Source organism: Bacteroides sp. AR20 (genome assembly GCF_964250605.1).
Lineage (GTDB): Bacteria > Bacteroidota > Bacteroidia > Bacteroidales > Bacteroidaceae > Bacteroides > Bacteroides uniformis.
Map to the genome: position 1 here is coordinate 267,413 of NZ_CAXUGK010000001.1, position 25,117 is coordinate 292,529.

The 25,117-nt window shown below is 46.0% G+C and carries 23 protein-coding genes; 18 read left to right on the plus strand and 5 right to left on the minus strand.

The genetic code is table 11. The features are described 5' to 3' along the window. Positions 1-78: 78 nt before the first annotated feature. The 3 genes from ACESTD_RS01055 to ACESTD_RS01065 are packed head-to-tail and all read left to right on the plus strand — an operon-like array spanning position 79 to position 4,680. Complete coding sequence (locus ACESTD_RS01055) at positions 79-2,766, plus strand: transglutaminase domain-containing protein (RefSeq protein ID WP_009038104.1); 2,688 nt, start codon at positions 79-81, stop codon at positions 2,764-2,766. Between the two features lie 51 nt (positions 2,767-2,817). After that, complete coding sequence (locus ACESTD_RS01060; protein ID WP_373158595.1) at positions 2,818-3,615, plus strand: TrmH family RNA methyltransferase; 798 nt, start codon at positions 2,818-2,820, stop codon at positions 3,613-3,615. 27 nt (positions 3,616-3,642) lie between these two features. Then, entirely contained in the window at positions 3,643-4,680 is a 1,038-nt protein-coding gene (locus ACESTD_RS01065; RefSeq protein ID WP_005832802.1) for an alcohol dehydrogenase, read from the plus strand. 59 nt (positions 4,681-4,739) lie between these two features. Here the strand turns inward: ACESTD_RS01065 and ACESTD_RS01070 are convergent, their stop codons facing one another. Then, the gene (locus tag ACESTD_RS01070) at positions 4,740-5,750 is read right to left on the minus strand and encodes a GGGtGRT protein (protein ID WP_373158596.1); all 1,011 of its coding nucleotides are present in this window, start codon (positions 5,748-5,750) and stop codon (positions 4,740-4,742) included. 18 nt (positions 5,751-5,768) lie between these two features. After that, positions 5,769-6,470 carry an iron-sulfur cluster assembly scaffold protein gene (locus tag ACESTD_RS01075; RefSeq protein WP_005831848.1) on the minus strand — a complete coding sequence of 234 codons (702 nt, stop codon included), beginning with the start codon at positions 6,468-6,470 and terminating at the stop codon, positions 5,769-5,771. Positions 6,471-6,913: 443 nt separating this feature from the next. Here ACESTD_RS01075 and ACESTD_RS01080 point away from each other — a divergent pair, with 443 nt between their 5' ends. From ACESTD_RS01080 to metH, 9 genes are all read left to right on the plus strand, one after another. Continuing rightward, complete coding sequence (locus ACESTD_RS01080; RefSeq protein ID WP_008665373.1) at positions 6,914-7,411, plus strand: DMP19 family protein; 498 nt, start codon at positions 6,914-6,916, stop codon at positions 7,409-7,411. A 94-nt stretch (positions 7,412-7,505) separates the two neighbouring features. Next, entirely contained in the window at positions 7,506-7,823 is a 318-nt protein-coding gene (locus ACESTD_RS01085; protein WP_373158597.1) for a hypothetical protein, read from the plus strand. Between the two features lie 24 nt (positions 7,824-7,847). Beyond that, positions 7,848-9,191, plus strand: coding sequence for a tetratricopeptide repeat protein (locus ACESTD_RS01090; RefSeq protein ID WP_373158598.1), 1,344 nt, complete (start codon positions 7,848-7,850; stop codon positions 9,189-9,191). A 143-nt stretch (positions 9,192-9,334) separates the two neighbouring features. Continuing rightward, positions 9,335-9,757: a DUF3244 domain-containing protein gene (locus ACESTD_RS01095; protein ID WP_008665376.1), complete on the plus strand. Its 423-nt coding sequence runs from the start codon at positions 9,335-9,337 to the stop codon at positions 9,755-9,757. A 29-nt stretch (positions 9,758-9,786) separates the two neighbouring features. After that, positions 9,787-10,956, plus strand: a complete 1,170-nt coding sequence (locus ACESTD_RS01100; protein ID WP_373158599.1) for a hypothetical protein — start codon at positions 9,787-9,789, stop codon at positions 10,954-10,956. A 92-nt stretch (positions 10,957-11,048) separates the two neighbouring features. Continuing rightward, positions 11,049-11,921 (plus strand): hypothetical protein, encoded by an 873-nt coding sequence (locus tag ACESTD_RS01105; RefSeq protein WP_005831838.1) that lies wholly within the window; start codon positions 11,049-11,051, stop codon positions 11,919-11,921. A 7-nt stretch (positions 11,922-11,928) separates the two neighbouring features. Continuing rightward, positions 11,929-12,501, plus strand: a complete 573-nt coding sequence (locus ACESTD_RS01110) for a Yip1 family protein (RefSeq protein ID WP_005832772.1) — start codon at positions 11,929-11,931, stop codon at positions 12,499-12,501. Positions 12,502-12,509: 8 nt separating this feature from the next. After that, positions 12,510-12,962 carry an SsrA-binding protein gene (gene smpB, locus ACESTD_RS01115; RefSeq protein WP_005831836.1) on the plus strand — a complete coding sequence of 151 codons (453 nt, stop codon included), beginning with the start codon at positions 12,510-12,512 and terminating at the stop codon, positions 12,960-12,962. Position 12,963: 1 nt separating this feature from the next. Beyond that, positions 12,964-15,729, plus strand: a complete 2,766-nt coding sequence (metH, locus tag ACESTD_RS01120) for a methionine synthase (RefSeq protein ID WP_009038110.1) — start codon at positions 12,964-12,966, stop codon at positions 15,727-15,729. Positions 15,730-15,769: 40 nt separating this feature from the next. Here metH and ACESTD_RS01125 read toward each other — a convergent pair whose 3' ends face one another. Both ACESTD_RS01125 and udk read right to left on the minus strand, forming a co-directional pair. Then, positions 15,770-17,191 (minus strand): transglycosylase SLT domain-containing protein, encoded by a 1,422-nt coding sequence (locus ACESTD_RS01125; protein ID WP_005832767.1) that lies wholly within the window; start codon positions 17,189-17,191, stop codon positions 15,770-15,772. A gap of 69 nt (positions 17,192-17,260) precedes the next feature. Continuing rightward, on the minus strand, positions 17,261-17,872 hold the full coding sequence (gene udk, locus ACESTD_RS01130; protein ID WP_022401974.1) for a uridine kinase: 612 nt from the start codon (positions 17,870-17,872) through the stop codon (positions 17,261-17,263). Between the two features lie 102 nt (positions 17,873-17,974). Between udk and ACESTD_RS01135 the strand changes: the two genes are divergently transcribed. From ACESTD_RS01135 to ACESTD_RS01150, 4 genes are all read left to right on the plus strand, one after another. After that, complete coding sequence (locus ACESTD_RS01135) at positions 17,975-18,283, plus strand: Dabb family protein (protein ID WP_008665385.1); 309 nt, start codon at positions 17,975-17,977, stop codon at positions 18,281-18,283. 17 nt (positions 18,284-18,300) lie between these two features. After that, positions 18,301-20,334: a cytochrome c biogenesis protein CcdA gene (locus ACESTD_RS01140; protein ID WP_057097799.1), complete on the plus strand. Its 2,034-nt coding sequence runs from the start codon at positions 18,301-18,303 to the stop codon at positions 20,332-20,334. Between the two features lie 62 nt (positions 20,335-20,396). After that, entirely contained in the window at positions 20,397-21,056 is a 660-nt protein-coding gene (locus ACESTD_RS01145) for a CatA-like O-acetyltransferase (RefSeq protein WP_016272851.1), read from the plus strand. A 230-nt stretch (positions 21,057-21,286) separates the two neighbouring features. Continuing rightward, positions 21,287-21,949, plus strand: a complete 663-nt coding sequence (locus tag ACESTD_RS01150; RefSeq protein WP_005831821.1) for a DUF2490 domain-containing protein — start codon at positions 21,287-21,289, stop codon at positions 21,947-21,949. 27 nt (positions 21,950-21,976) lie between these two features. Here ACESTD_RS01150 and ACESTD_RS01155 read toward each other — a convergent pair whose 3' ends face one another. Further along, positions 21,977-23,080, minus strand: coding sequence for a DUF4421 domain-containing protein (locus ACESTD_RS01155; RefSeq protein WP_005831819.1), 1,104 nt, complete (start codon positions 23,078-23,080; stop codon positions 21,977-21,979). A 160-nt stretch (positions 23,081-23,240) separates the two neighbouring features. On the opposite strand from ACESTD_RS01155, the gene ACESTD_RS01160 reads away from it, so the two are divergent. Together ACESTD_RS01160 and hisG are read left to right on the plus strand one after the other, a co-directional pair. Then, complete coding sequence (locus tag ACESTD_RS01160; protein ID WP_005832726.1) at positions 23,241-23,732, plus strand: PaaI family thioesterase; 492 nt, start codon at positions 23,241-23,243, stop codon at positions 23,730-23,732. Between the two features lie 362 nt (positions 23,733-24,094). After that, positions 24,095-24,946 carry an ATP phosphoribosyltransferase gene (gene hisG / locus ACESTD_RS01165; protein WP_005832724.1) on the plus strand — a complete coding sequence of 284 codons (852 nt, stop codon included), beginning with the start codon at positions 24,095-24,097 and terminating at the stop codon, positions 24,944-24,946. Positions 24,947-25,117 lie beyond the last annotated feature (171 nt).

Here is a 25,117-nt window from a genome sequence, read left to right on the forward strand (position 1 = left end):
ATGTAAGTAAAACGGGAATTAATTTTCTTTTGCGGACGATTTACACTATTTTTGTGGTTCAACCTTAATAATTGCGTTATGAAACGAGTTGCACGACTTCTGGGATTTCTCGGACTGGTATGTTTGCTTGCCTCTTGCGGCAAACGTTCTTTCATTACAGACACTTCTTACCGCCAACGTGTGGAGCAAGACTTCAATCAAAAAAAAGAAAGGTTGCCGCAGGGCGATTTGTTTGCCATATTTGATACGGACTTGACGTCGTACGAACGCGAAGCTTTGGAGTTCCTTTATGCCTATATGCCTTTGGCAGACATTGCCGATTATTCCGGAGAATTTCATCTGATGAACGTGCGCGCCTCCCAAAAGGCTGCCGATGAGATGCCTTGGGGAAAAGTTATTCCTGAGGATTTGTTTCGTCATTTTGTACTTCCGGTGCGGGTCAACAATGAGCATCTGGACAGTGCACGGGTAGTGTTTTACGAAGAACTGAAGAATCGTGTCAAGTCTCTGTCCCTCTATGATGCCATTCTGGAGGTGAACCACTGGTGCCACGAGAAGGCTATCTATACTCCCTCCGATGCCCGTACCAGTTCGCCTTTGGCAACGGTACGCACGGCATACGGGCGTTGTGGCGAGGAATCTACCTTGCTGGTTGCCGCCTTGCGTTCGGTGGGTATCCCTGCTCGTCAGGTCTACACACCCCGGTGGGCGCATACCGACGACAATCATGCGTGGGTAGAAGCATGGGCAGACGGGAAATGGTATTTTCTTGGAGCCTGCGAACCCGAACCGGTACTCAACCTTGGTTGGTTCAATGCTCCGGCCAGCCGCGGCATGTTGATGCATACCAAAGTTTTCGGACGTTATGAAGGAGTGGAAGAAGTGATGTCCGTCACTCCCAATTATACGGAAATCAATGTAATCGGTAACTATGCACCGACGGCCAAGGCCACGGTTACGGTAACGGACGGGCAAGGCAAGCCGGTGCCCGATGCTTGTGTGGAGTTCAAACTCTACAATTATGCTGAGTTTTATACCGTAGCCCGGAAGCGGACCGATGCGGAGGGAAAGGCTTCTTTGACAGCCGGTAAAGGCGACATGCTGGTATGGGCATCGAAAGACGGACAGTTCGGCTATGCCAAACTGTCTTTCGGCAAGGACCATGAGTTGGCTGTGAAGATGGACAAGACTGCCGGTGACGGTCATACGGCGGATTTCGAACTTGTGCCGCCCCCCGAAAATGCGGAGTTGCCGGAGGTTACTCCCGAACAGCGTGCTGAGAACGACCTCCGCATGGCTCATGAAGATTCTATCCGCAATGCCTATGTGGCTACGTTTATGACAGATGAGACTGCTCGCTATTTTGCCCGGCAGTACCAGCTCGACGAGGATGCCGTTGCCCGGATTCTGGTAGCTTCCAGAGGAAACCACCGGGTTATTGCCGACTTCATGGCACGGTTGCGCTCTGAAAAGTCCAAAAGAGGAGGTCTGGACCTGCTCCAACGGATTTCGGCAAAAGACCTCCGCGACGTTACACTGGAAGTTCTGATGGACCACATGCAATCCCGTATGTGCAAGAATGCCGACCATTTCCGCAGATATGTGCGCAATCCACGCGTAAGCAACGAGATACTGACCCCCTATAAAGGATTTTTCAAGAAAGCCGTCTCAAAGGAAGATGCTGAGGCATACAAGGCAGAGCCGATGAAACTGGTGGCATGGGTGGCCCAAAATATCCGGGTAGACAATGACTGTAATTTGGGAGGGGCTCCCATTTCTCCGGAAGGGGTCTGGAAGGCCCGTGTGGCTGATGCCCATAGTCGTGACATTTTCTTCGTCTCCATGGCACGCAGCATGGCAATCCCTGCCCGTATCAACGGAGTGACCGGCAAAGTACAGTTGATAGGGGATGATGGTGCGATGGATGTGGACTTGAACCATCATCCGGAAGAGCCGGTCTTTATGGCAGAAGGAATTGCTTCGAAGGGAAAGTTGGTGGCTTCCTATAAGCCTATCCGTTCGTTGGATAACCCGAAATACTATTCTCATTTCACTCTTTCCAAACAGACCCCGCAGGGCAGTTTGCAATTGCTTTCCTATGACGAAGGCGATGCAGATATGGGCGGCGGTACTACATGGAGCAATCTTCTGAAGGAAGGAACAGCTCTGGAGGCCGGAGATTATGTTTTGGTGACCGGTACACGCCTTGCCAGCGGTGCGGTACTTTCTAAAACCACCTTTTTCAATATTCTGCCGGAGAAGACAACGGAAATTGAATTGGTGATGCGCGAGAGCGAGGATGAGGTGCAGGTTATCGGGAACTTTAATTCGGAGTCTCTCTTCACTCCGCTGCCGGACGCCGGCTCCGCAGCCCAGCAGAGTCTGCTGCAGGCTTGTGGGCGCGGTTACTTTGTCGTAGGCATTCTGGGTGTCAATCAAGAGCCAACCAATCATGCGTTGCGCGACATCGCTTCATTCAAGGCTGATTTGGAGAAGTGGGGGCGTAAGATGGTGTTGCTGTTCCCTAATGAGGCCAAAGCCGGCAAGTTCGCCCGCGAGTCATTCCCCGATTTGCCCTCTACCATTATTTATGGTATAGATACGGACGGTATCGCTGCGCAGATTGCAGAAAGCATGAAGTTGAAGCATAAAGAGAGCCTGCCGATATTCATCATAGCCGATACTTTCAATCGGGTGGTCTTTGTATCGCAAGGATACACCATCGGACTGGGAGAACAACTGATGAAGACAATAAAGGGGTTATAGGGCTTTCTGCCATGAATTGTAAATAGTAATCGTCAAATAGTAAATCATCCGATGCCTGTTATCGAAATATCATCTTTGACCCATCCCGGTGTGGAGATATTCAGTACCCTTACCGAAGCCCAGTTGCGCAACCGCTTTGAGCCGGACAAAGGGCTGTTTATAGCTGAGAGTCCTAAGGTTATCAAGGTGGCTCTGGATGTCGGCTACGAGCCTTTGGCCCTTTTGTGTGAGCACAAGCACATTTATGGGGATGCTGCTGAAATCATTGAGCGTTGTGGCGATATACCCGTCTACACAAGCGGTAGGGAATTGCTTGCCGAGCTGACTGGCTACGTTTTGACACGTGGTGTTCTTTGTGCCATGCGCCGTCCGGTTCCGAAGAGTATGGAGGACGTCTGCCGGGGAGCCCGGCGTATTGTGGTTATCGACGGGGTGGTGGATACCACCAATATTGGGGCCATCTTCCGTTCGGCGGCAGCTCTTGGCATGGATGCTGTGCTGTTGACGCGTAATTCCTGCGATCCTCTGAACCGTCGTGCGGTCCGGGTTTCAATGGGAACGGTTTTTCTTGTGCCGTGGACGTGGATGGACGGTCCTCTGGATACGCTCGGTGAGTTGGGTTTCCGCACGGCGGCCATGGCGCTTACGGACAATTCCATTTCCATAGACAATCCCGTTTTGAAGACCGAGCCCCGGTTGGCTATTGTGATGGGTACTGAGGGAGATGGTCTTTCGCACGAAGCGATTGAGGGAGCCGACTATGTGGTTCGTATCCCCATGGCGCACGGTGTAGATTCGCTGAACGTGGCGGCCGCGGCGGCCGTTGCTTTCTGGCAACTTCGCATTTAAAAGTGATAACTCAAAAAAGCATATATTATGTTGGCATATACTTATATTGAACACGGAAAGTTCGGATTGCTTGAGAAACCGATACCGGTATTGGAAGATGCACGTGATGCTATTGTGCGGGTGACACTGGGTAGCATATGCACCAGTGACTTGCATATAAAGCATGGAAGTGTACCGCGCGCCGTACCCGGAATTACGGTAGGACACGAAATGGTGGGCATCGTAGAGCAGGTGGGTGCCGAAGTTGAGTCGGTAAAGCCCGGCGACCGTGTGACTGTGAATGTGGAGACTTTTTGTGGTAAATGTTTCTTTTGTCGTCACGGATATGTGAACAACTGTACCGACACTAATGGCGGTTGGGCTTTGGGGTGCCGTATCGATGGCGGCCAGGCGGAATATGTACGTGTGCCTTATGCCGACCAGGGACTGAACCGTATTCCCGATACGGTAAGCGACGAGCAGGCGCTCTTGGTAGGCGATGTGTTGGCCACCGGCTTCTGGGCTGCCCGTATCTCCGAAATAACCGAGGAAGACACTGTACTCATCATCGGTGCCGGGCCGACGGGTATTTGTACCCTGCTTTGTTCCATGCTGAAGAAGCCCCGTCGCATTATTGTCTGCGAGCAGTCGGCCGAAAGAATCCGTTTTGTCCGCGAGCATTATCCGGAGGTGCTGGTCATTGGGCCGGAAAACTGCAAAGACTTTGTGAGGAAGCATAGCGACCATGGTGGGGCAGATGTCGTACTTGAAGTTGCCGGCACGGAAGATACTTTCCGCTTGGCATGGGAGTGTGCCCGTCCCAATGCCATTGTCACCATTGTGGCGCTTTATGACCAGCCTCAGTTATTGCCCTTGCCGGAGATGTATGGCAAGAATCTTGTCTTCAAGACCGGTGGTGTGGATGGGTGCGATTGTGCCGAGATACTGCGCCTGATAGCGGCGGGACAGATAGATACCACACCGCTTATCACACATCGTTTCTCGTTGGAGGAAATTGACGAAGCCTACCGTATTTTTGAGAATAGGCTGGAGGGGGTGATAAAGGTGGCGATTGTGGGTAGATAGAAAAAGAGGATAGCCAATGAAGGCTATCCTCTTTTTCTATGTAATTATTTACTTGCTACTTACTTGCTCAAAGCTTGAGCCACGTCAACCGCACAAGCCACTGTACATCCTACCATCGGGTTGTTACCGATACCCAGGAATCCCATCATTTCTACGTGGGCAGGAACTGATGAAGAACCAGCGAACTGAGCGTCTGAGTGCATACGACCCATGGTGTCAGTCATACCGTAAGAAGCCGGTCCGGCAGCCATGTTGTCCGGGTGCAGAGTACGACCAGTACCACCACCGGATGCCACTGAGAAGTACGGCTTGCCAGCCAATACGCGTTCTTTCTTATAAGTACCTGCAACCGGGTGTTGAAAGCGGGTCGGATTCGTAGAGTTACCAGTGATAGATACATCCACGCCTTCTTTCCACATGATAGCCACACCTTCGCGAACATCGTCTGCACCGTAGCATTTTACTTTGGCACGGGGACCGTCGCTGTATGCGATTTCACGAACTACTTTCAGTTCACCTGTATAGTAATCGAATTGAGTCTGAACGTATGTAAAGCCGTTGATACGAGAGATAATCTGTGCAGCGTCCTTGCCGAGACCGTTCAGGATGCAACGCAGAGGTTCTTTACGTACCTTGTCAGCTTTAGCGGCAATCTTGATAGCACCTTCGGCAGCAGCGAATGACTCGTGACCTGCCAAGAAAGCGAAACATTTGGTTTCTTCACGCAGCAACATGGCTGCCAAGTTACCATGACCGATACCAACCTTGCGGTCGTCAGCTACAGAACCCGGAATACAAAATGCCTGCAGACCGATACCGATAGCTTCAGCAGCTTCAGCAGCGTTCTTGCAGCCCTTCTTAATGGCGATGGCGCAACCTACAACGTAGGCCCATTTTGCATTTTCGAAACAGATGGGCTGAGTTTCTTCACAAGTCTTATAAGGATCGAGACCATGAGCTTCGCAGATAGCATTGGCTTCTTCGATGTCTTTGATACCGTTTGCGTTCAATGCAGAAAGAATCTGCTTGATACGACGGTCTTGGCTTTCAAATTTTACTTCTCTAATCATATGTCTTTCCTCCTTATATTATTCGTGACGTGGGTCAATGTGTTTAACTGCACCTTGCTCTTCAGTGAAGCGGCCGTATGTACCGGTAACTTTCTTCAATGCTTCATTGGCGTCTGTACCTTTCTTGATTTCATCCATAAACTTGCCCAGATGAACAAATTCGTAACCGCAGATTTCGTCGTTCTTGTCCAAAGCGATAGTCTTGATGTAACCTTCTGCCATTTCCAAGTAACGAGAACCCTTAGCCAACGTTCCGTATAATGTGCCTACCTGGCTGCGCAGACCTTTGCCCAAGTCTTCCAAGCCAGCTCCAATCATCAAACCGCCTTCAGAGAAAGCAGACTGAGTACGACCGTAAACAATTTGCAGGAAGAGTTCGCGCATAGCTGTGTTGATAGCGTCGCAAACGAGGTCAGTATTCAATGCTTCGAGGATAGTCTTTCCCGGGAGGATTTCTGATGCCATAGCAGCAGAATGAGTCATACCGGAGCAACCGATAGTCTCAACCAAAGCTTCCTGGATAACGCCTTCCTTTACATTGAGGGTTAATTTACATGCACCTTGCTGAGGAGCACACCAGCCAATACCGTGTGTCAGACCAGAGATGTCAACAATTTCTTTAGCTTTTACCCATTTACCTTCTTCGGGAATAGGAGCCGGTCCGTGATTAGGACCTTTCTTCACAACACACATGTGTTCCACTTCGTGTGAATAAGTCATAATTAGCTCTTTTTTTAAGTGATATAATTAAAAAAAACGTAGTCCACTTTTATTAGTCGGGTGCAAAGTTAGTTGTTTTCCCCGTTTCTGCCAACTGTTCAATTTGACTTTTTTATTAAAAAGAAGTAATAAGAAGCTGAATTTCTGCGGAATGTAAAGTGGAGTTTGCAGTTGACTGTTTTTTCTCGTCTCTGATAGGGTTTGTGAATCAATAAGGTATGTGCTTGTTAATCAGGAAGTAATTTTGCCAACCCCTTGCTTGCGTCTTGGCAAACTTTTGCCATGCCCATGGCAAAGTTTTGCCAACGCGGTGGCAAAGTCTTGCCAATGGTAAGGCAAAATCCTGCCAACTGGTTGGCAAGGCGAAGAAAATAAAGGGGAGTCCGTGTTTGACTATGGCTGCAAAGTCTTACCTTTGTGGCACATTAAATAAAATACAAACTATGATAGAAGTTACAGATGTGGCATTGCGCCAGGCTGCCGGTGAAGGGATGGATGCATTCATCGGCGTATTCACCGGTGCTTATAAGAAAGAAATAGGCGGAGAAATGACTGCCGGGACGATGTCTTTGCTTACCGGTGAACAGCATTCATTGTTGGCCTATCAGATATTCCGTGATGAAGTGATGGAAGGGGGCTTCTGCCAACTGATTCAAAATGGTTATGGCGGTTATATTTTCGACAATCCGTTTGCCAAAGTGATGCGTTTGTGGGGAGTGGGCGATTTGAGTAAGTTGGTTTATGCTGCCAAGAAAATATACGATAGCCATCGTGACGACTTGGAACGCGAACGCACAGACGAGGAGTTTATGGCAATGTACGAGCAATATGAGGCTTTCGATGAACTGGAAGATGAATTTTTGGAAAAAGAGGAGGAATATACAGCTTTGGTTGCCGGCTATGTGGATGAGCATTTGGAGCTGTTTGCCAAGATTGTGTGATAGAGAGTAACGAGGAAAGGCATATTAGCCTATACCCATTCTTGCCTTTCGGTATTGGAGAGATGTGCTATCTGAAAGCTAAAATATGCGAGCTATGAATGCCGGGATGAAAAATGGAATTAATTTATTGATGATTCTTGTATTGTTTATCTCATGTGTACAAGAAAAAGAGGACAATAATGTCTTAAGACGTGTGGAAGCGTGTATGGAATTATTTCCTGATAGTGCCTTGTCGCTTCTGAGTCAAATTGAATGTCCCGAATGTATGAGAGGACAACAGAGAGCAGATTATGCTTTGCTTTTAACGCAGGCTTTGGATAAAAACTATTTGGATAATTTGCAGTCAGACTCATTGATAATGATAGCGGTAGAATATTATAAACAGGAAGGTGATAAATTGAAGGCAGGGTAGGCTTACTTTTATTATGGAAAAGTGATGTTGTTAAAGGAGCGCTTCTCAGATGCTATGCAGGCTTATCTGGAAGCATCGAGTCTCTTGGAAGAAACTAGGGATTATAAAGTACAAGGGATGGTCTGGGAATATATAGGGTATTTGAACTCGGTTCAAGGATTGTATGAAAATTCTATAGACAATTTTAAACATTCTATCAGGTACTATGAACTGGCGAGTGACAGACGTCGTATTTTATATGGTTATAGGAATATGGCAAGAGGCTATTTTTCGGTACATCATAATGATAGTGCAGGTTGGTATGCTGAAAAAGGGCTTGTGTTGAGTGACACTGTTAGTGGTATGAAGGCATCTTTTCTACATTTATTAGGACTTATTGCCAATAATGAAAAACGATATCCACAAGCAATAGAGTATTTTTCAAATGCAATGGAAGTTTGTGATAATTTAAATGATAAATATCGTTATAGTTTGTCTTTGGGACGTGTTTATTCTGAAGTAGGTCAAAAGAAAAAAGCTGAAGATTGTTTTGTTTCTTGTATCAATGCAACTAATATTTTTGTGTCTTCGGGTGCATATTACTATTTGGCTGATATGCATAAAAAAGATGGTAATTATTTGAAAGCGTTTTTGTATAAAGAGAAGTCTGATTCATTATTAGAGGTGACTCGTAATGCTGAACTGCAAAAGCAGTTGTTGGATTTGCAGAATAAGTATGAAAATGATAAGCTTATTTTGGAAAATAAACAGATAAGGCTGGAAAATGAGAAACAGACTTATTTTTATTTGTTTTTATTTGTATTCATATTAGGGTTGGGCATCATCGCTTTCTTTCTGGTTAGGAAAAGGTATCGAACAAAATTGTTGCGTAATGTCGAGATTATTGGAAATAATAATGCAATTATTAATAGATATGCTTGTAGAATTGCAGAATTGGAGAATGTGAGCTTACAAGAACGTCAGGCTAAAAAAGAGGAAATAGGAATCCTGAATAGAAAAATCCTTTGTTTAATAGCAGAAAATAAGCGAGTATGTGAGAATTCGAGTGTTGACGCCTTGTTTGTATTAGAGGAATTGAAGCAAGGAAATTTGATTATTAGTAATATGACTATTGCTGAACGGCAACATATATTTGACTTTCTGGATTTGGTTCATGCGAATTTTATTACTCGACTTAAACAAGAGTTTGATTTAACAAAAAATGAATTATTGTTGGCTGCGTTGCTGAAAGTGGGATTCTCTAACAAGCAATTAATGATTGTTTTTGATTGTGAAATGAAATCCATATATAAAAACAGACAAAGACTAAAAGCAGATTTAGGACTTACTAAGAATGATTCTTTAGAGCAAATGATAATGATGTATTGAGAAAAAAACGTTTTTTTGTCCTATATGTTTCTTTGTAGTGTGTTGATATATAATTTATTACCTACCCTATTTTTGTCCGCATAGTTATTGCTGAATTATTGTTGAATAGTCCCTAATTTTGTATAAATAAAAAATGAAAGACTATGAAACTGAAAATTATCTTATCTGTATTGTTGTTATTTTCTTTATTAAAGGTCGATGCTAATCCTTTGGTCGACATAAGTATTGCTTCTGGAAAAGAAGAAGTCTTTTTGCATTCAAATGATATTCCTTTTGAAATTCTGACTACGGGAAAAGAAGATGGAAGCCGTTCCGTTATACCATTAGTGCCATTTGTTGTATTCGTTGAAGATTCTAATTATTCCGTGGAATTGGATTTTATGGAAGGAATCGGGGTAGTGGAAATTGCCATTTCCCAAAATGGTTCTGTGATTTATTCTTCTTCCGAGAATATTCTATCTCCCCTTCGGAAATATTTGCAACTTCCTTTCGGAGTATCAGGGGAGTATTGTATAGAAATTAAAGGAGATAATGGGGCATATGCATATGGCTGTTTTGAATTATGATATATTGTTAACTAAAAAATGTAATGCTTATGAAAAAGATTAGTTTATTGTTGGTAGGAGTGTTAGCTCTATTTTCTTGTGAGCAAGAGGAATTGGATAACTTTGTGGAAAGTAGTGGTGTGGGGCAGGTGATGACAAGGGCGATAGGTTCTAGTGCGGATTTTGATCCGATAAGTGAGCTTGCCGAAATTCCAGTGAATATTTTGAATATTGGAAACTCTAAACAAAAGTATCTTACTTGTAAAGAGAAAGGTACTGAAATTTGTTTAACAGATAAAGATGATGGATCTTTGAGGCAGAGATGGTATCTGAAGTATGGAAGAACTATTGTTGTTGCTGGGGGAAATAATAGAGTGACATCCGATACATATGGAGTTGTTACTCCTAATAACTATTTATCTTCAGAAATACCTGATAATCTTCGTTTGAGTTATTGGAATAAATCAACTTTTGATTCACCTTTGGCTGGACCTGGCTTAAGCTTTAATTGTTTGGCTGATGCTAATTGTATGATATATACGATGTATGGAAACTTTAATACTGGTTTGTCTTCTTATTATTTGCAATCAGAATCTTCAACGTCTTCCTCTGTAAAGTTTAAAACGAATAATTCCTCAAGCCTCGCTTTATGGGAAATAGTTCCTGTTGGTGAATATGAACTTGTTGGTTTAGAGTATGTACGGACTACGGTTGACAGCTTTGAACCTACAGAAGTGATTTGTGACCATGATGAATATACAAATGAACATTTAAGCGTTGATACATGGAACTATTCTTTATCTACAAGCTATACAGAAAAATCTGATTTTTCAAAAACAGAAGGAGTAAGTGTCGCTATTTCAGGAGGATTGAACGTGGGTATACCTAATGTGGTAGGAGATGATTCTTCGCTTGGAGTAAATGTTTCTGTACAGCAGCAGACAAATAAATCTTGGACTTATGGTACAAGTGATAGTAAAACGGTAACAAAAACGAGAACTGGACAAATCCCGATTCAACCAGGTGAAACTGTAAAACTTGATGCGGTGTTAGTCATGTACAAAGGTAGTTTGACTTACGTTGCTACATTAAGGAAAATAGGGGATACTAAAACGTTTAGAGTTAAAGGAAAATGGAGTGGAGACTGCTTTTCTTCTTTTGAAGCTAGAACATATAATCCAACAACAGGGAAATTGGTAGGAGAATATGTTTTAGAATAATGTGATTGTCTAAATTATGGTTGTTTATAAATGTTAAATAAATATTGGGGCGTGCAGTATTTAGATTAATCTTTCATTTAATCTTAAAAACAATGAAAAAACGAGGAGAGTGCTATATTACTCAATTCTTTTATCTAAATTTGCAAACTCTAATATTTATAGGAAAGATGAAACAATTAAAATTCTTGATGGTTGCCTTGACATTGTTGATGGGCATTGCGTTTACTTCGTGTCTGAATTCAGATGACGGAGAGTATGATGACATTTATGGCATGGTTTTAGTGAATAACTATATGGGATTACTCTCTTTTGAAGATGCTGCGGGTAACACTTATCAACCTACATCGGCTTCTGTTACTCAATTTGAGGCAAATTCGAGTTTGAAGATTTCAGATTCTCGAATGGGAATCATCTTAGGAAAGAGCATAGAACCTGAGACGAATGAAAAATCTAAAACTACCAACTTCACTTTGAAGAATTTTCAGCCTATTTCTTTTGCAAACGCTGTCGTATCAATGACAGCAGAAAGCTTGGTTGTTGATGCGCCGGAAACAGCACCGGTGATAACTTTGAAATTGGAAAATGGGTCAGTTCAGCCATTTTTGTATAACAAGGATATACTTGTAACTCCTATAGCTTGGAGACTGCAAAATGACAACGATAAGTTTAAGATGCATAAATTTGCTTTAGCTTGTGTACTGGATGAAATTGAAGCAGGGGCCACAGACCTTGTTTTCTATCTACGTCATGATAAGGGTGCTGATGATAAGACAGATGTTTATTATTCTAATTGGTATGGGTATGATATAAAAAATGCTTTAGAAAGGTTTAAAGAAAAAGCAGGAAATCTTCCTACTAAATTAGTTATTAAGTCGCATGAAAGTGGAAATAATAGCAATACAGAAATACCGGAAAACTATACGGAATATACTGTAGAATACAAAATTGCGTCTACTAATCAATAAATTGATATTGAATTACAAAGATTTATTTCATATAGCAATACTACTGATTTCCTCTCCGGCTCGTGCCTGGGAGGAAATTAGTTTAGAGGATAGGCGAAAAGTATTTACTGCTTTTGTCTATCCTATGATTGGTTTATGCGGGTTGTCCGTTTTCATCGGCTCTTTGATGAAGATGGGATGGGACGGGCCGCAAAGCTTTCAATATGCCATGACACAATGCTGTGCGGTGGCTGTATCCTTGTTTGGAGGATATTTTTTGGCAGCCTATCTCATCAATGGGTTGCGTGTCCGCATGTTTATGCTGGACAGTGATATTCCTTTGGCGCAACAGTTTGCAGGTTATGCACTGGTAGTGGTGTTCATGCTGAGGATTGTTATCGGCATATTGCCTGATTTCGGCATTATGGCTCTGTTGCTCCAATTCTATATCGTGTATGTTGTGTGGGAAGGAAGCAAAAAGGTGATGCAGATAGCGGAAAAAGACCGTTTGCGTTTCACCATTCTTTCTTCTATTTTGTTAATAGCTTGTCCGGTGGCCATTGAATGGATATTCAATAAGCTGACGGTAGTGCTAAACTGATAAATGTTATGAAACAAGCTCCTGTAAATATAAAGAATAAGCGTGCTACGTTCGATTACGAACTGACGGACACCTATACGGCCGGCATTGTGCTTACGGGCACAGAAATCAAGTCCATCCGGTTGGGGAAAGCAAGCTTAGTCGATACGTTCTGTTACTTTGCCAACGGCGAATTGTGGGTGAAGAACATGCATGTGGCCGAATACTTCTATGGTTCGTACAACAACCACAATGCACGCAGGGAGCGCAAGCTTTTGTTGAATAAGAAGGAACTTGAAAAACTGATGCGCGGCACGAAAGATCCGGGTTTCACCATTGTTCCCGTGCGCTTGTTTATCAATGAAAAAGGGCTGGCCAAACTTGTGGTGGCACTTGCCAAAGGTAAGAAGCAATATGATAAGCGCGAATCACTGAAGGAAAAAGATGACAAACGCGATATGGCGCGTATGTTTAAAAGATAATATGAGTAAACTTGGTAGTTTGGTGCGTGAGCGCATCCTTATTTTGGATGGTGCAATGGGCACCATGATACAGCAATACAACTTGACAGAGGGAGATTTTCGGGGTGAACGCTTCTCGCAGATTCCCGGACAGATGAAAGGTAACAATGACTTGCTTTGTCTGACACGCCCCGATGTGATACAAGACATTCACCGCAAGTATCTGGCGGCAGGTGCAGATATTATCGAAACAAATACATTCAGTTCCACCCGCGTCAGTATGGCCGATTATCATGTGCAGGACTATGTGCGTGAGATGAATCTTGCCGCAGTGCGCCTGGCACGCAAAGTGGCAGATGAGTTTACTTCTCTTACTCCCGACAAACCCCGTTTTGTGGCAGGCTCCGTAGGACCGACGAACAAGACCTGCTCCATGAGTCCCGATGTGAACAATCCGGCCTTTCGTGCCTTGAGCTACGATGAACTGGCCGATGCCTACCGTGAGCAGATGGAAGCATTGCTCGAAGGTGGTGTGGATGCTTTGCTGATAGAAACCATTTTTGATACGCTGAATGCCAAGGCTGCTATTTTTGCCGCCGGGCAGGCGATGGAAACTGTAGGAGTTCATGTACCCTTGATGCTCTCTGTGACTGTTTCTGATATTGGAGGGCGTACTCTGTCGGGACAAACTTTGGATGCTTTTCTCGCCTCCGTGCAACATGCCGATATTTTTTCAGTTGGGTTGAACTGCTCCTTTGGCGCCCGCCAGCTGAAACCTTTCCTGGAGCAGCTTGCTGTCCGTGCACCTTATTATATCAGTGCTTATCCCAACGCCGGACTGCCCAACAGTTTGGGCACATACGACCAGACTCCTGCCGATATGGCACATGAAGTAAAAGAGTATATCCATGAGGGATTGGTGAATATTATCGGTGGTTGTTGCGGAACGACAGATGCCTACATTGCCGAGTACTCCTCGCTGATTGCCGGTGCAACGCCCCATCAGCCGGTTCCCAGACCGGAAAATCTTTGGCTCTCCGGGCTTGAACTTCTGGAAGTGAAGCCGGAAAACAACTTCGTGAATGTGGGTGAACGCTGCAATGTGGCAGGTTCGCGCAAATTCCTGCGTCTGATTAATGAAAAGAAATACGACGAGGCGCTCAGCATCGCTCGCCGGCAGGTGGAAGACGGTGCGCAGGTCATCGACATCAATATGGATGACGGACTGCTGGATGCCCGGACAGAGATGACGACTTTCCTCCATCTGATAGCTTCGGAACCGGAGATTGCCCGTGTTCCCGTCATGATAGACTCCTCTAAGTGGGAAGTGATTGTGGCCGGATTGAAATGCTTGCAAGGCAAGTCCATCGTCAACTCCATCTCCTTGAAGGAGGGGGAAGATAAATTCCTGGAGCATGCGCGTACCATCAAGCAATATGGTGCGGCGACCGTGGTGATGGCTTTTGATGAAAAAGGGCAGGCAGACACGTACGAACGTAAGATTGAGGTCTGCGAACGGGCATACCGTCTTTTGGTGGACAAGATAGGTTTCAATCCCCATGATATAATTTTCGACCCGAATGTACTTGCCGTGGCAACCGGTATGGACGAGCACAACAATTATGCTGTAGACTTTATCCGTGCCACCGGATGGATACGCAAGAATCTGCCCGGTGCGCATGTCAGTGGAGGAGTGAGTAACCTTTCCTTCTCTTTCCGCGGCAATAATTACATTCGCGAGGCGATGCATGCCGTATTCCTTTACTATGCCATCCGCGAGGGCATGGATATGGGTATCGTCAATCCGGCTACCTCCGTTCTTTACACCGATATTCCCGCTGATATATTGGAGCGCATAGAGGATGTGGTCTTGAACCGTCGTCCCGATGCTGCTGAGCGCCTGATAGAAACTGCCGAACGCTTGAAAGCGGAAGCAGAGGCGGCAAAAACTTCCGGAGGAGAGCGGCAGGCTGCCGCCCATTCCCAACTTGCCTGGAGAGAGGAGACTTCTGTGGAAGAGCGGTTGAAGTACGCCTTGACAAAGGGTATCGGCGATTATCTGGAAGAAGACCTTGCCGAAGCGCTGAAGCTGTATCCCAAGGCTGTTTCCATCATTGAAGGTCCGTTGATGGCAGGCATGAATCATGTCGGCGACTTGTTTGGGGCAGGCAAGATGTTCCTGCCGCAAGTAGTGAAGACGGCGCGCACCATGAAGAGGGCGGTTGCCATCCTCCAGCCCGTAATCGAGTCGGAGAAAGAAGAAGGTGCGACTGCTGCCGGGAAGGTACTACTGGCTACGGTGAAAGGTGATGTGCACGACATTGGCAAGAATATAGTCTCGGTAGTAATGGCATGCAACGGCTACGAAATAATAGACCTTGGCGTCATGGTGCCTGCCGAAACCATTGTACAGCATGCCATAGAGGAAAAGGTAGACATGATAGGATTGAGTGGCTTGATAACCCCTTCGCTGGATGAAATGGTGCATGTAGCCATTGAGCTGGAAAAGGCAGGTCTGGACGTTCCTCTGCTGATAGGTGGTGCCACGACTTCACCGCTTCACACAGCTCTGAAAATTGCTCCGGTCTATCATGCTCCCGTAATCCATCTGAAGGACGCTTCACAGAATGCTACAGTAGCAGCCAAGCTGATGAATCCTAAGACAAAGGAGGAGCTGGAAGAAGAACTGCATGAGAAGTATCGGCAGTTGTGCGAAAAGAACCGGGAGAAACAAGTGACAACCGTTTCCCTGGAAGAAGCGAGAAAGAACAAACTGAATCTGTTTTAAATAGGAAGGAAAATAAGGATTAAGGATTAATCCTTAATCCCTATTTTTTTATCTTCTTCTTGTATTGCTCGAAGCGTGACGTAATATCCCTTACGAAGTTATAAGTTTCGATGCCACGGAAGTAGCCGTTTTTGCAAACGGGGTCGGTGAAGTATTCCTCATTGCTTTTTAGCAGAATGAAGTTTTCTACATTATCACGCCAGACATATTTGTTTTTGCCGTATTTTTCGGCCAGTGCCATGGCATCCAGCACATGGCCGATACCGGAATTATAAGATGCCAGCACAAAGTTGATGCGTTCTTCCTGGGGTATCTTGGAAAAACTTTTGGCTGTGGCGCCTATGTATTTCACGGCAGCCTTTATGCTCTCTTCAGGGTTCTGTTCCTTTCCTTCGGGTAGCCCCATAGCCCTGGCTGTGGCAGGCATCAGTTGCATCAGCCCCCTGGCACCCGCCCAAGATACGGCAGTGGAGTCGAAGTTGGATTCTGTATACGCCAGAGACGCCAGCAGACGCCAGTCCCAGTCTATTTCGGGAGCATATTTCTTGAACAAATCATCGTAATGGGAAATTTTTCCTTCGCGCAGGGAGAGGATAGGAGAGTGGGGAATGGCCTTGCCGATTTCAAAATATCGTTTCATACTTGCCGTATAGGCAGGTGAAGTCATATTCTCCTCATGCCATTTGTTGGCGGCGGCTGCCAGTTGCGGACAGTCTTTCCGGACTGCCCACGATGCACGCTGGTCAAAGCTGATGGAGAGTCCGATATTCAGGTTGGGGTAATAGGTGGTATTAAGCTGTGCCACGTCATTGTCTGCTACGGTATAGGGGATTTTTCCTTGTGCCACCTGGGTGATGAGGTCTTCTGCACTGATACTGTCGTTGGTCACTTTATGGATGTGGATACCTCCTCCGAGCTCTTCGTCCAGATTGACCAGCCGTTCATAATATTTTCCGGGCTTCACATATACATCTTTCCCGATGAGTTCCGTCACGTCTTTCAGTGGTTTGGTGCGTCCGCCGTTACGTTGCACGATGACTTGGTGCGTGATGACCTCCTCACCGCAATATATCAGGCTGTCTTTCCATTCTTTAGTGATAGGCAGGTTGTAGGCAATGAGGTCTCCCTTGCCTGCCAATAACTTCTCTATGAGTTCGTGCACGTTCCGGGCTACCTCTATTCTTAGCTTTACTCCCAGGCTCTTGGCAAACTGTTCGCTTAGCTCATACTGGAATCCCATGTCCTGGCCACGGTAGATGAAGTAGGAAGTGGAACTGTACAGTGTCAATACAACCAGTTCTCCGCTATCCTTTATCTGTTGCAGGTCATCCGCTTCTTCTTTTTCGGCAGGATGTCCTCCACGGCATCCTGCGATGCAGCACAACAACAACAGCAAGATAATTGGGACGGGAGAATTGATAATGGATGATTTATGTCTGGCGAAAGAAAACAGGCTGTTCATATCTCATAGGGTTTAGTGCGTTCTTAATCCTCCATTATCAATCCTCCATTATCAATTCTCCATTACAAATTAACTCCCCAAGTGCTTCTTGATGTACATGGTCAATATATCAATGGCCACCTGGTTGTTTCCGCCTTCCGGCACAATGAGGTCGGCGTATCGTTTGCAGGGCTCTATGAATTGCTGGTGCATGGGTTTTAGTATGCGTGTATAGCGCTCCATGACGGCTTCGGCCGTGCGTCCGCGTTCCACCACGTCACGCTGGATTACACGAATTAGGCGTTCGTCGGGGTCAGCGTCTACAAATATCTTGAGGTCCATCATGCTTCGCAGTTTCTTGTCGCACAAGGCAAGGATACCTTCTATGATGATGACTTCCCGGGGGGCGATATGGATGGTTTCGGGCTGGCGTGTACACGTCAGGTATGAGTAGGTGGGCTGTTCTATGCTTTTTCCTTCGCGCAGCATGGCAACATGTCTGGAAAGGAGGCTCCACTCAAAGGCGTCGGGATGGTCGAAGTTGATGTTCTGCCGTTCTTCCACGGGCACATGGCTGCTGTCCTTGTAGTAAGAGTCTTGTGGCAATAATACCACTTCACCAGCCGGTAGGCTTTCGATAATTTTACGTACGACGGTGGTCTTTCCCGAGCCGGTTCCGCCTGCAATTCCTATTATTAACATCCGTTTAAGTGTATATTTGAAACAAAACCAGTATTTTTGCAGTTGTTAAAACAGCCGCTTAGGCTGACAAATATAGTGATAAATCATTTAAATGGCAAAGTTATGGTAAAGCACATTGTATTATTTAAGTTAAAAGATGAGGCACCGGCTGACGAAAAGTTGGCTGCGATGAACAGTTTCAAGGCAGCTATCGAAGCGCTTCCGGCTAAAATATCCGTTATCCGCAAGATTGAAGTCGGATTGAACATCAATCCTGCCGAGGCTTGGAGCATCGCTCTTTACAGTGAGTTCGATACGTTGGATGACGTGAAATACTATGCTACCCATCCCGACCATGTAGCTGCCGGCAAGCTTATCGCTGCTGTGAAAGAGAGTCGTGCCTGCGTGGACTACGAGATAATTGAAAATTAAAAATTAAATCAGAGAACATGAAGAAATTACTGTTCCCTTTCGTTCTGTTGCTCTTCGCTGTGGCGATGCAGGCACAGATACAAGACCCCGTCAAGTTCAATTCCGAACTGAAGATTTTGGCTGCCGATGAAGCGGAGGTCGTTTTTACGGCTGCTATTGACAAGGGCTGGCATGTCTATTCCACCGACTTGGGCGATGGAGGGCCTATCTCGGCGACTTTCAATGTGGAGAAAATATTCGGAGCGGAAGTGGTTGGCAAACTGAAGCCCGTAGGCAAGGAAATCTCTACTTTCGATAAGTTGTTCGAAATGAAGGTACGCTATTTTGAAAATACGGCCCAATTTGTGCAGAAGCTAAAATTGACGGGTGGTGCCTATCAGCTGGAAGGATATCTGGAGTATGGCGCTTGCAACGATGAAAATTGTCTGCCGCCCACACAAGTGCCTTTCCAATTCTCCGGTAAGGTAGAAGGGGCTGCCAAAGAAGCTGCTGCCGCTACGGCTGAAATGAAAGCCGAAACACAGTCCGCAGAGCAGGAGACTGCCGCCGATACGGTTTCTGTGGCTGCTATTGGCGGTGCGGACGGGCCGACGGAAATCAATGTGACGGACAAGGTGGACCTTTGGAAGCCAGTCATCAATGAATTGCAATCTTTGGGCGAAACTACTTCGCAGGAGGATATGTCCTGGATTTATATCTTTATTACCGGATTTGCCGGCGGACTGTTAGCGCTCTTCACCCCTTGTGTATGGCCCATCATCCCGATGACTGTCAGCTTCTTCTTGAAGCGTAGCAAGGATAAGAAGAAAGGCATCCGTGATGCATGGACGTATGGTGCTTCCATCGTAGTGATTTATGTGACGCTCGGACTGGCCATTACGCTGATTTTCGGAGCCAGCGCACTGAACGCACTCTCTACGAATGCAGTATTCAATATCCTTTTCTGCCTGATGCTGGTGGTGTTTGCGGCTTCCTTCTTCGGAGCGTTCGAGATAACGTTGCCCTCCAAGTGGAGTACGGCTGTAGACAGCAAGGCCGAGGCGACAAGCGGTTTGCTCAGCATCTTCCTGATGGCATTTACCTTGTCGCTGGTATCTTTCTCCTGCACGGGACCCATTATCGGATTCCTGCTGGTACAGGTTTCCACGACGGGCAGCGTGGTGGCTCCCGCCATCGGCATGCTGGGCTTTGCCATAGCTTTGGCATTGCCTTTCACGCTGTTTGCCCTGTTCCCGTCTTGGCTGAAGTCCATGCCCAAGTCCGGTGGATGGATGAACATCATCAAGGTGACGCTCGGCTTCCTGGAGCTGGCCTTTGCCCTGAAATTCCTTTCGGTGGCCGATTTGGCTTACGGCTGGCGCATCCTCGACCGTGAGACGTTCCTCGCCTTGTGGATTGTGCTTTTTGCGCTGCTGGGCTTCTACCTGCTGGGCAAAATCAAGTTCCCGCACGATGATGACGATACGAAGGTCAGCGTGCCCCGTTTCTTCATGGCGTTGGCCTCGCTGGCGTTTGCGGTGTATATGGTTCCCGGTTTGTGGGGAGCGCCGTTGAAGGCGGTCAGTGCCTTTGCGCCGCCCATGCAGACGCAGGATTTCAACCTTTACAATAATGAGGTGCATGCCAGGTTCGACGATTACGACCTCGGTATGGAGTATGCCCGCCAGCATGGCAAGCCCGTGATGCTCGACTTCACCGGCTACGGCTGCGTGAACTGCCGTAAGATGGAGCTTGCCGTATGGACCAACCCGAAGGTGAGCGACATCATCAACAACGACTATGTGCTTATCACGCTCTACGTGGACAACAAGACCCCGCTTCCTTCTCCCGTGAAGATTGTGGAGAACGGCACGGAACGCACGCTGCGCACCGTAGGCGACAAATGGAGCTATCTGCAGCGTGTCAAGTTCGGCGCCAATGCGCAGCCCTTCTACGTGCTGATTGACAACGAAGGCAAGCCGCTCAACAAGTCCTACTCCTACGACGAGGATATACCTAAGTATATCGAGTTCCTGCAGACCGGACTGGAGAATTATAAGAAAGAGAAATAAATAGAATTGGAAAAAGGATGCTTGTAAAAAGGCATCCTTTTTTCACTAAATCCCCTTTTTGTATGAAACACATTATAGACATTGATGCTTGGGAACGCCGGGATAACTACGGCTTTTTCCGCAGTTTTGTAAATTCCTGGTATTCCGTCACCACAGAGATTGACTGCACGGAAGCCAGTGCTGCAGCCCGGGCTGCAAAGCGCTCCTTTTTCCTTTATTATCTGTATGCTGTGGTGCGTTCGGCCAATGAAGTCGATGAACTCCGTTACCGTACCGACAAGGAAGGCCGGGTTGTTTTTCACGACCGGGTGGACATCATTTCTCCGATAGCCGTTCCTGGGAAAACATTCTATACCGTGCGCATTCCCTATTACGAAGACTTTGAACGTTTCTATGCCGAAGCCTACGCCTTGATAACAAACATGCCCGAGGACGGTGACCCTTATGGAGCCGAAAAGATTCTTGCCGAGCAAGGCGATTACGATGTGGTCCATCTGAGTGCGGTTCCCAAAATGTATTTCACCTCGATAACCTATACACTTGCCGAAGCAGGCAACGGTTGCAGTTATCCGTTGATGACTGCCGGCAAGGCCGTATCTCGTGAAGGCCGTCTGGTATTTCCTCTTTCCATTTATGTGAACCATGCTTTTGTCGACGGTTCTCATTTGACCTCCTTCTTCGGAAAGGTGGAGGAGTATTTGAAAGAGATTTCACATAAATGAATCACCCCAAATAAATAATCTATGAAACGCTTATAAGGGTGTTTTTTCATGCTACAAATATATATATATATGATGCCATACATATATGGCAACTTTGAGTTGTTTTTTGTATCTCGGTTTCTGTTTTTTAAGTATCATTGAAAAATCGGAAATGTGCAGACAAGATTTGTAGTATTACAGAATTGTTACAGAATTTATCCTTACCTTTGACACTTTAACAGAATAAGCGTATGGTAAGTAATATATCTTCATGCACGAAAGTACTTGTTTTGCCGATAGTTCTATGGGTTGTTTCGTCTTTTTCCCTGCGGGCGCAGGAGAAGGATTTTGCCACTTGGGCGAATGCCGGTTTCGAATATAAGTTGAAGCCGGCATTTACTGTTTCCGGTGGGCTGGAGTGGCGTACAAAGGATGATTTGGGAAAGACAGACCGGTGGGGGCTGAAGGTGGGGGGAAGCTATAAGCTGTTGCCTTTCCTGAAGCTTGGAGCTGGGTATGAGACGCATTACCGCAATCGGGGGGCAGATGGCTGGAAGTTCCGGCACCGCTACCGTTTGGAAGGCACTCTGTCTGCCCGTGTGCAAAGGGTGAAACTGTCCTTGCGTGAGCGCTTTCAGCATACGTTCGATGGGCATAGAGATGAGTTCCGCTTGCGCTCGCGTGCGAAGTTTGCCTATGACATTCCGAAGTGCAAGCTGGAACCGTATGCTTCGGCCGAGATGTATAATGGTTTGAATAAGACAGAGCACTTCGGAGTAAAGCGGATGCGCTATCGTGGGGGTATTACGTTGCCCTTGTCCGAGCGCTGGGAGGCGGACATCTTCTATTGCAGGCAATGGGAGAAGGATAAGCGGAAGGATATAGTAGGGGTGGAGTGTGTTTATAGCTTTTGAGGGGAGATGAGGGCTGAAAGCCTTTTTTTACTTTTTGTTCTTCCGGTACTCCTTTTTCAGATAAAAGTTGAATCCGGCATATATTTGGAGGGTGCCGAACCCGTTGTTCAGGGAGAAACTGTTTTTGTAGTAGTCGTATGTCCGTCCTACGAATGAGGTACCCACGAAGTATTTGCTGTTGTTGTATACCACACCTGCACGCAGAATGAAGTCGATATTGAAATTCTTGTACCAGTCGTCCGCTTCCCGCTCTTCTGTCTTCTCTATGCGTGATGTCTTGTAGGCGACAGCCGGATTGAACGACAGGCATGCGAGGCAGTTGCGGGCAAACACCCAATTGTAGGCATAGCCGGCGTTGAGGCTGATGTTCGTGTATTTGATATGTTTCACCTTCATACCCGGGTTCATGGTTTCCTGAATGATTTCGGGCAGCTTGGTATAGTCGAAGTTCAGATTGTGGGTGGATACGGAGAATCCGGCAATGAAAGAACCTGCATTGCAGCGCTGGTTGGTGGACTGGCTGAAGGCGGCTGGATAGGAGAAACGTCGATTGTTGAAAATGTAATACAGATTTAATCCCTTCATCTTTACTTTCAATCCGTTGAAATCTTCGGAATAATTGGAGGGAATCTCGTCGGAAAAGCCGGATACCTTGTGTATCTTATAGTCGTTTCCGGTGCTGCGATAGAAAATGTCGACTCCCAGTTTGGAACTGTAAAGACTGAGATCAAACTCCGTACCGCGCTTTTTCTTGCTTTTCTTTCCGTAGAGCCAGTCCGTATCGACAGCCCATCCCAGGAATATCCAACGCCATCCGAAGTAAGCGCCTATCTTGTTGTGAGGGTTGGGCGAGAAACGGAGCCGCTGGTCGTCATTGCCCACGGAGTAATACTCGTAATTGGTGAAATGGTCGAGCATCAGGGCGTAATTGTATCGGTTGGGACTGATATAGGTAGTGTCGAAGTCGCTGAAGTTGAGGAATTTCTTCAATGCTTTTCCGAAGGTGTTTTTATATACGATGCTGTCGCATGCGACAGAACCGTTCTCCTTGTTTTGCGCAAACAATGAGAATGTAAATAATATCCATAAGCAGAAAAAGGCCCCTCTTTGCATCTTGTTGTTCTCTCTCATTTATACAAAGCTAAATAAAATAACCGGTTTTTGAACAGTATCCCGCTAATTTTTCTCTGAAAAAGGCATCAATAATTTGTAGTTCTCAATCGGAATGACTAATATTGAACGTCTTATTGAGAGACTTTATGAATCAAAACCAGATAAAGAAGAATACGATATGAAGAAGATTATCAATCCGTGGAAAGATATGGAGGGCTACAACTGTTTCGGTTGCTCTCCTGACAATGAAGCCGGTGTGAGAATGGAGTTTTATGAGGACGGTGACGAGGTGGTGAGCATCTGGAAGCCGCGTCCGGAGTATCAAGGGTGGCTGAATACGTTGCATGGAGGCATCCAGTCCGTATTGCTGGATGAAATCTGCGGCTGGGTCGTGTTCCGCAAGCTGCAGACCGGCGGGGTGACATCGAAAATGGAAACCCGCTTCCGCAAATCCATATCGACCAACGACACGCATGTGGTGCTGCGGGCTTCGCTTCGCGAGCAGAAGCGGAATATTGCTATCATAGAAGCACGCCTGTATAATAGCATGGGCGAACTTTGCACAGAAGCCACTTGCACCTACTTTACCTTTCCGAAGGAGAAGGCGGAAGCGGAAATGCATTTCCATAGCTGCGAAGTAGAGCAGGAGGAAATATTGCCGTTGATTTAATTGTTTCACCACAGATTACACAGATTTGCATAGATTGGAATAAAAATAATCTGTGCAAATCTGTGTAATTTGTGGTGAACTAAGATGAATTTGAAAGAAAAAATAAACTTTTTGTGATAAATCTTTTGGAGTTTCAAACTTTTAGTTTACTTTTGTCGCATTAAAATCCAAAAAATATGAAGAATATCGTTGCACATCATCACCATCATCATCCTAACGAATAACTCGGTGGGCGTATGAGTGTATATGTACAACAGATGACATAACAGACGAGGCTTGCCGAATATTGGTAAGCCTCGTTTTGTTTTCTGTCATCTCATTCAAAATAGTAAATAGTAAATCGTAAAATAGTAAATAACCTTATGTTAAGAATTGCAGTACAAGCTAAGGGTCGTCTGTATGACGAGACCATGTCGTTTTTGGGAGAATCGGATATAAAGTTGAGTGCCATGAAGCGCTCGTTGTTGGTGCAGTCGTCAAACTTTCCTCTTGAAGTGTTGTTTCTGAGGGATGACGACATTCCGCAGTCTGTGGCTACCGGAGTGGCTGATATAGGAATTGTGGGTGAGAATGAATTTGTTGAGAAGAATGAGGATGCAGAGATAATCAAGCGTCTGGGATTCAGCAAATGCCGTCTGTCTCTTGCCATGCCGAAGGATATTGAGTATCCGGGGGTGAAGTGGTTTCACGGAAAGAAGATTGCGACATCTTATCCGGGTATCCTTTCCGGCTTTTTGAAAGAGAATGGGGTGAATGCGGAGATACACGTCATTACGGGGTCGGTAGAAGTGGCGCCGGGCATCGGTCTGGCAGATGCCATTTTCGATATTGTAAGTTCCGGTTCTACGCTGGTGAGCAACCGTTTGAAGGAAGTGGAGGTTGTGATGAAGTCCGAAGCCCTGCTGATTGGTAACAGGAACCTGAGCGAGGAAAAGCAAGAGATATTGAGGGAGCTGTTGTTCCGTATGGATGCCGTGAAGACAGCCGAAGATAAGAAGTATGTGCTGATGAATGCCCCGAAAGAGAAACTGGATGAGATTGTCTCTGTACTTCCGGGCATGAAGAGCCCCACGGTGATGCCTTTGGCACAAGAAGGCTGGTGCTCAGTACATACCGTACTCGACGAGAAGTGTTTCTGGGAGATTATCGGAAAGCTGAAAGCGCTGGGGGCAGAAGGCATTCTGGTGCTGCCGATTGAGAAAATGATAATTTAAAGCCTCGAGGATGTGTCAAAAGTATATAAACGCTTTCTTTATGTTACGACATTAGGTGCGAATTACGCGAAATAGCGCGGATTCGGTAAAATAAATCCGTGAAATCCGCGTAATCAGCGCCTAAAAGAAAGTCTTCAGAGAGTTTTGATACACCTCCAATAATATCATGGT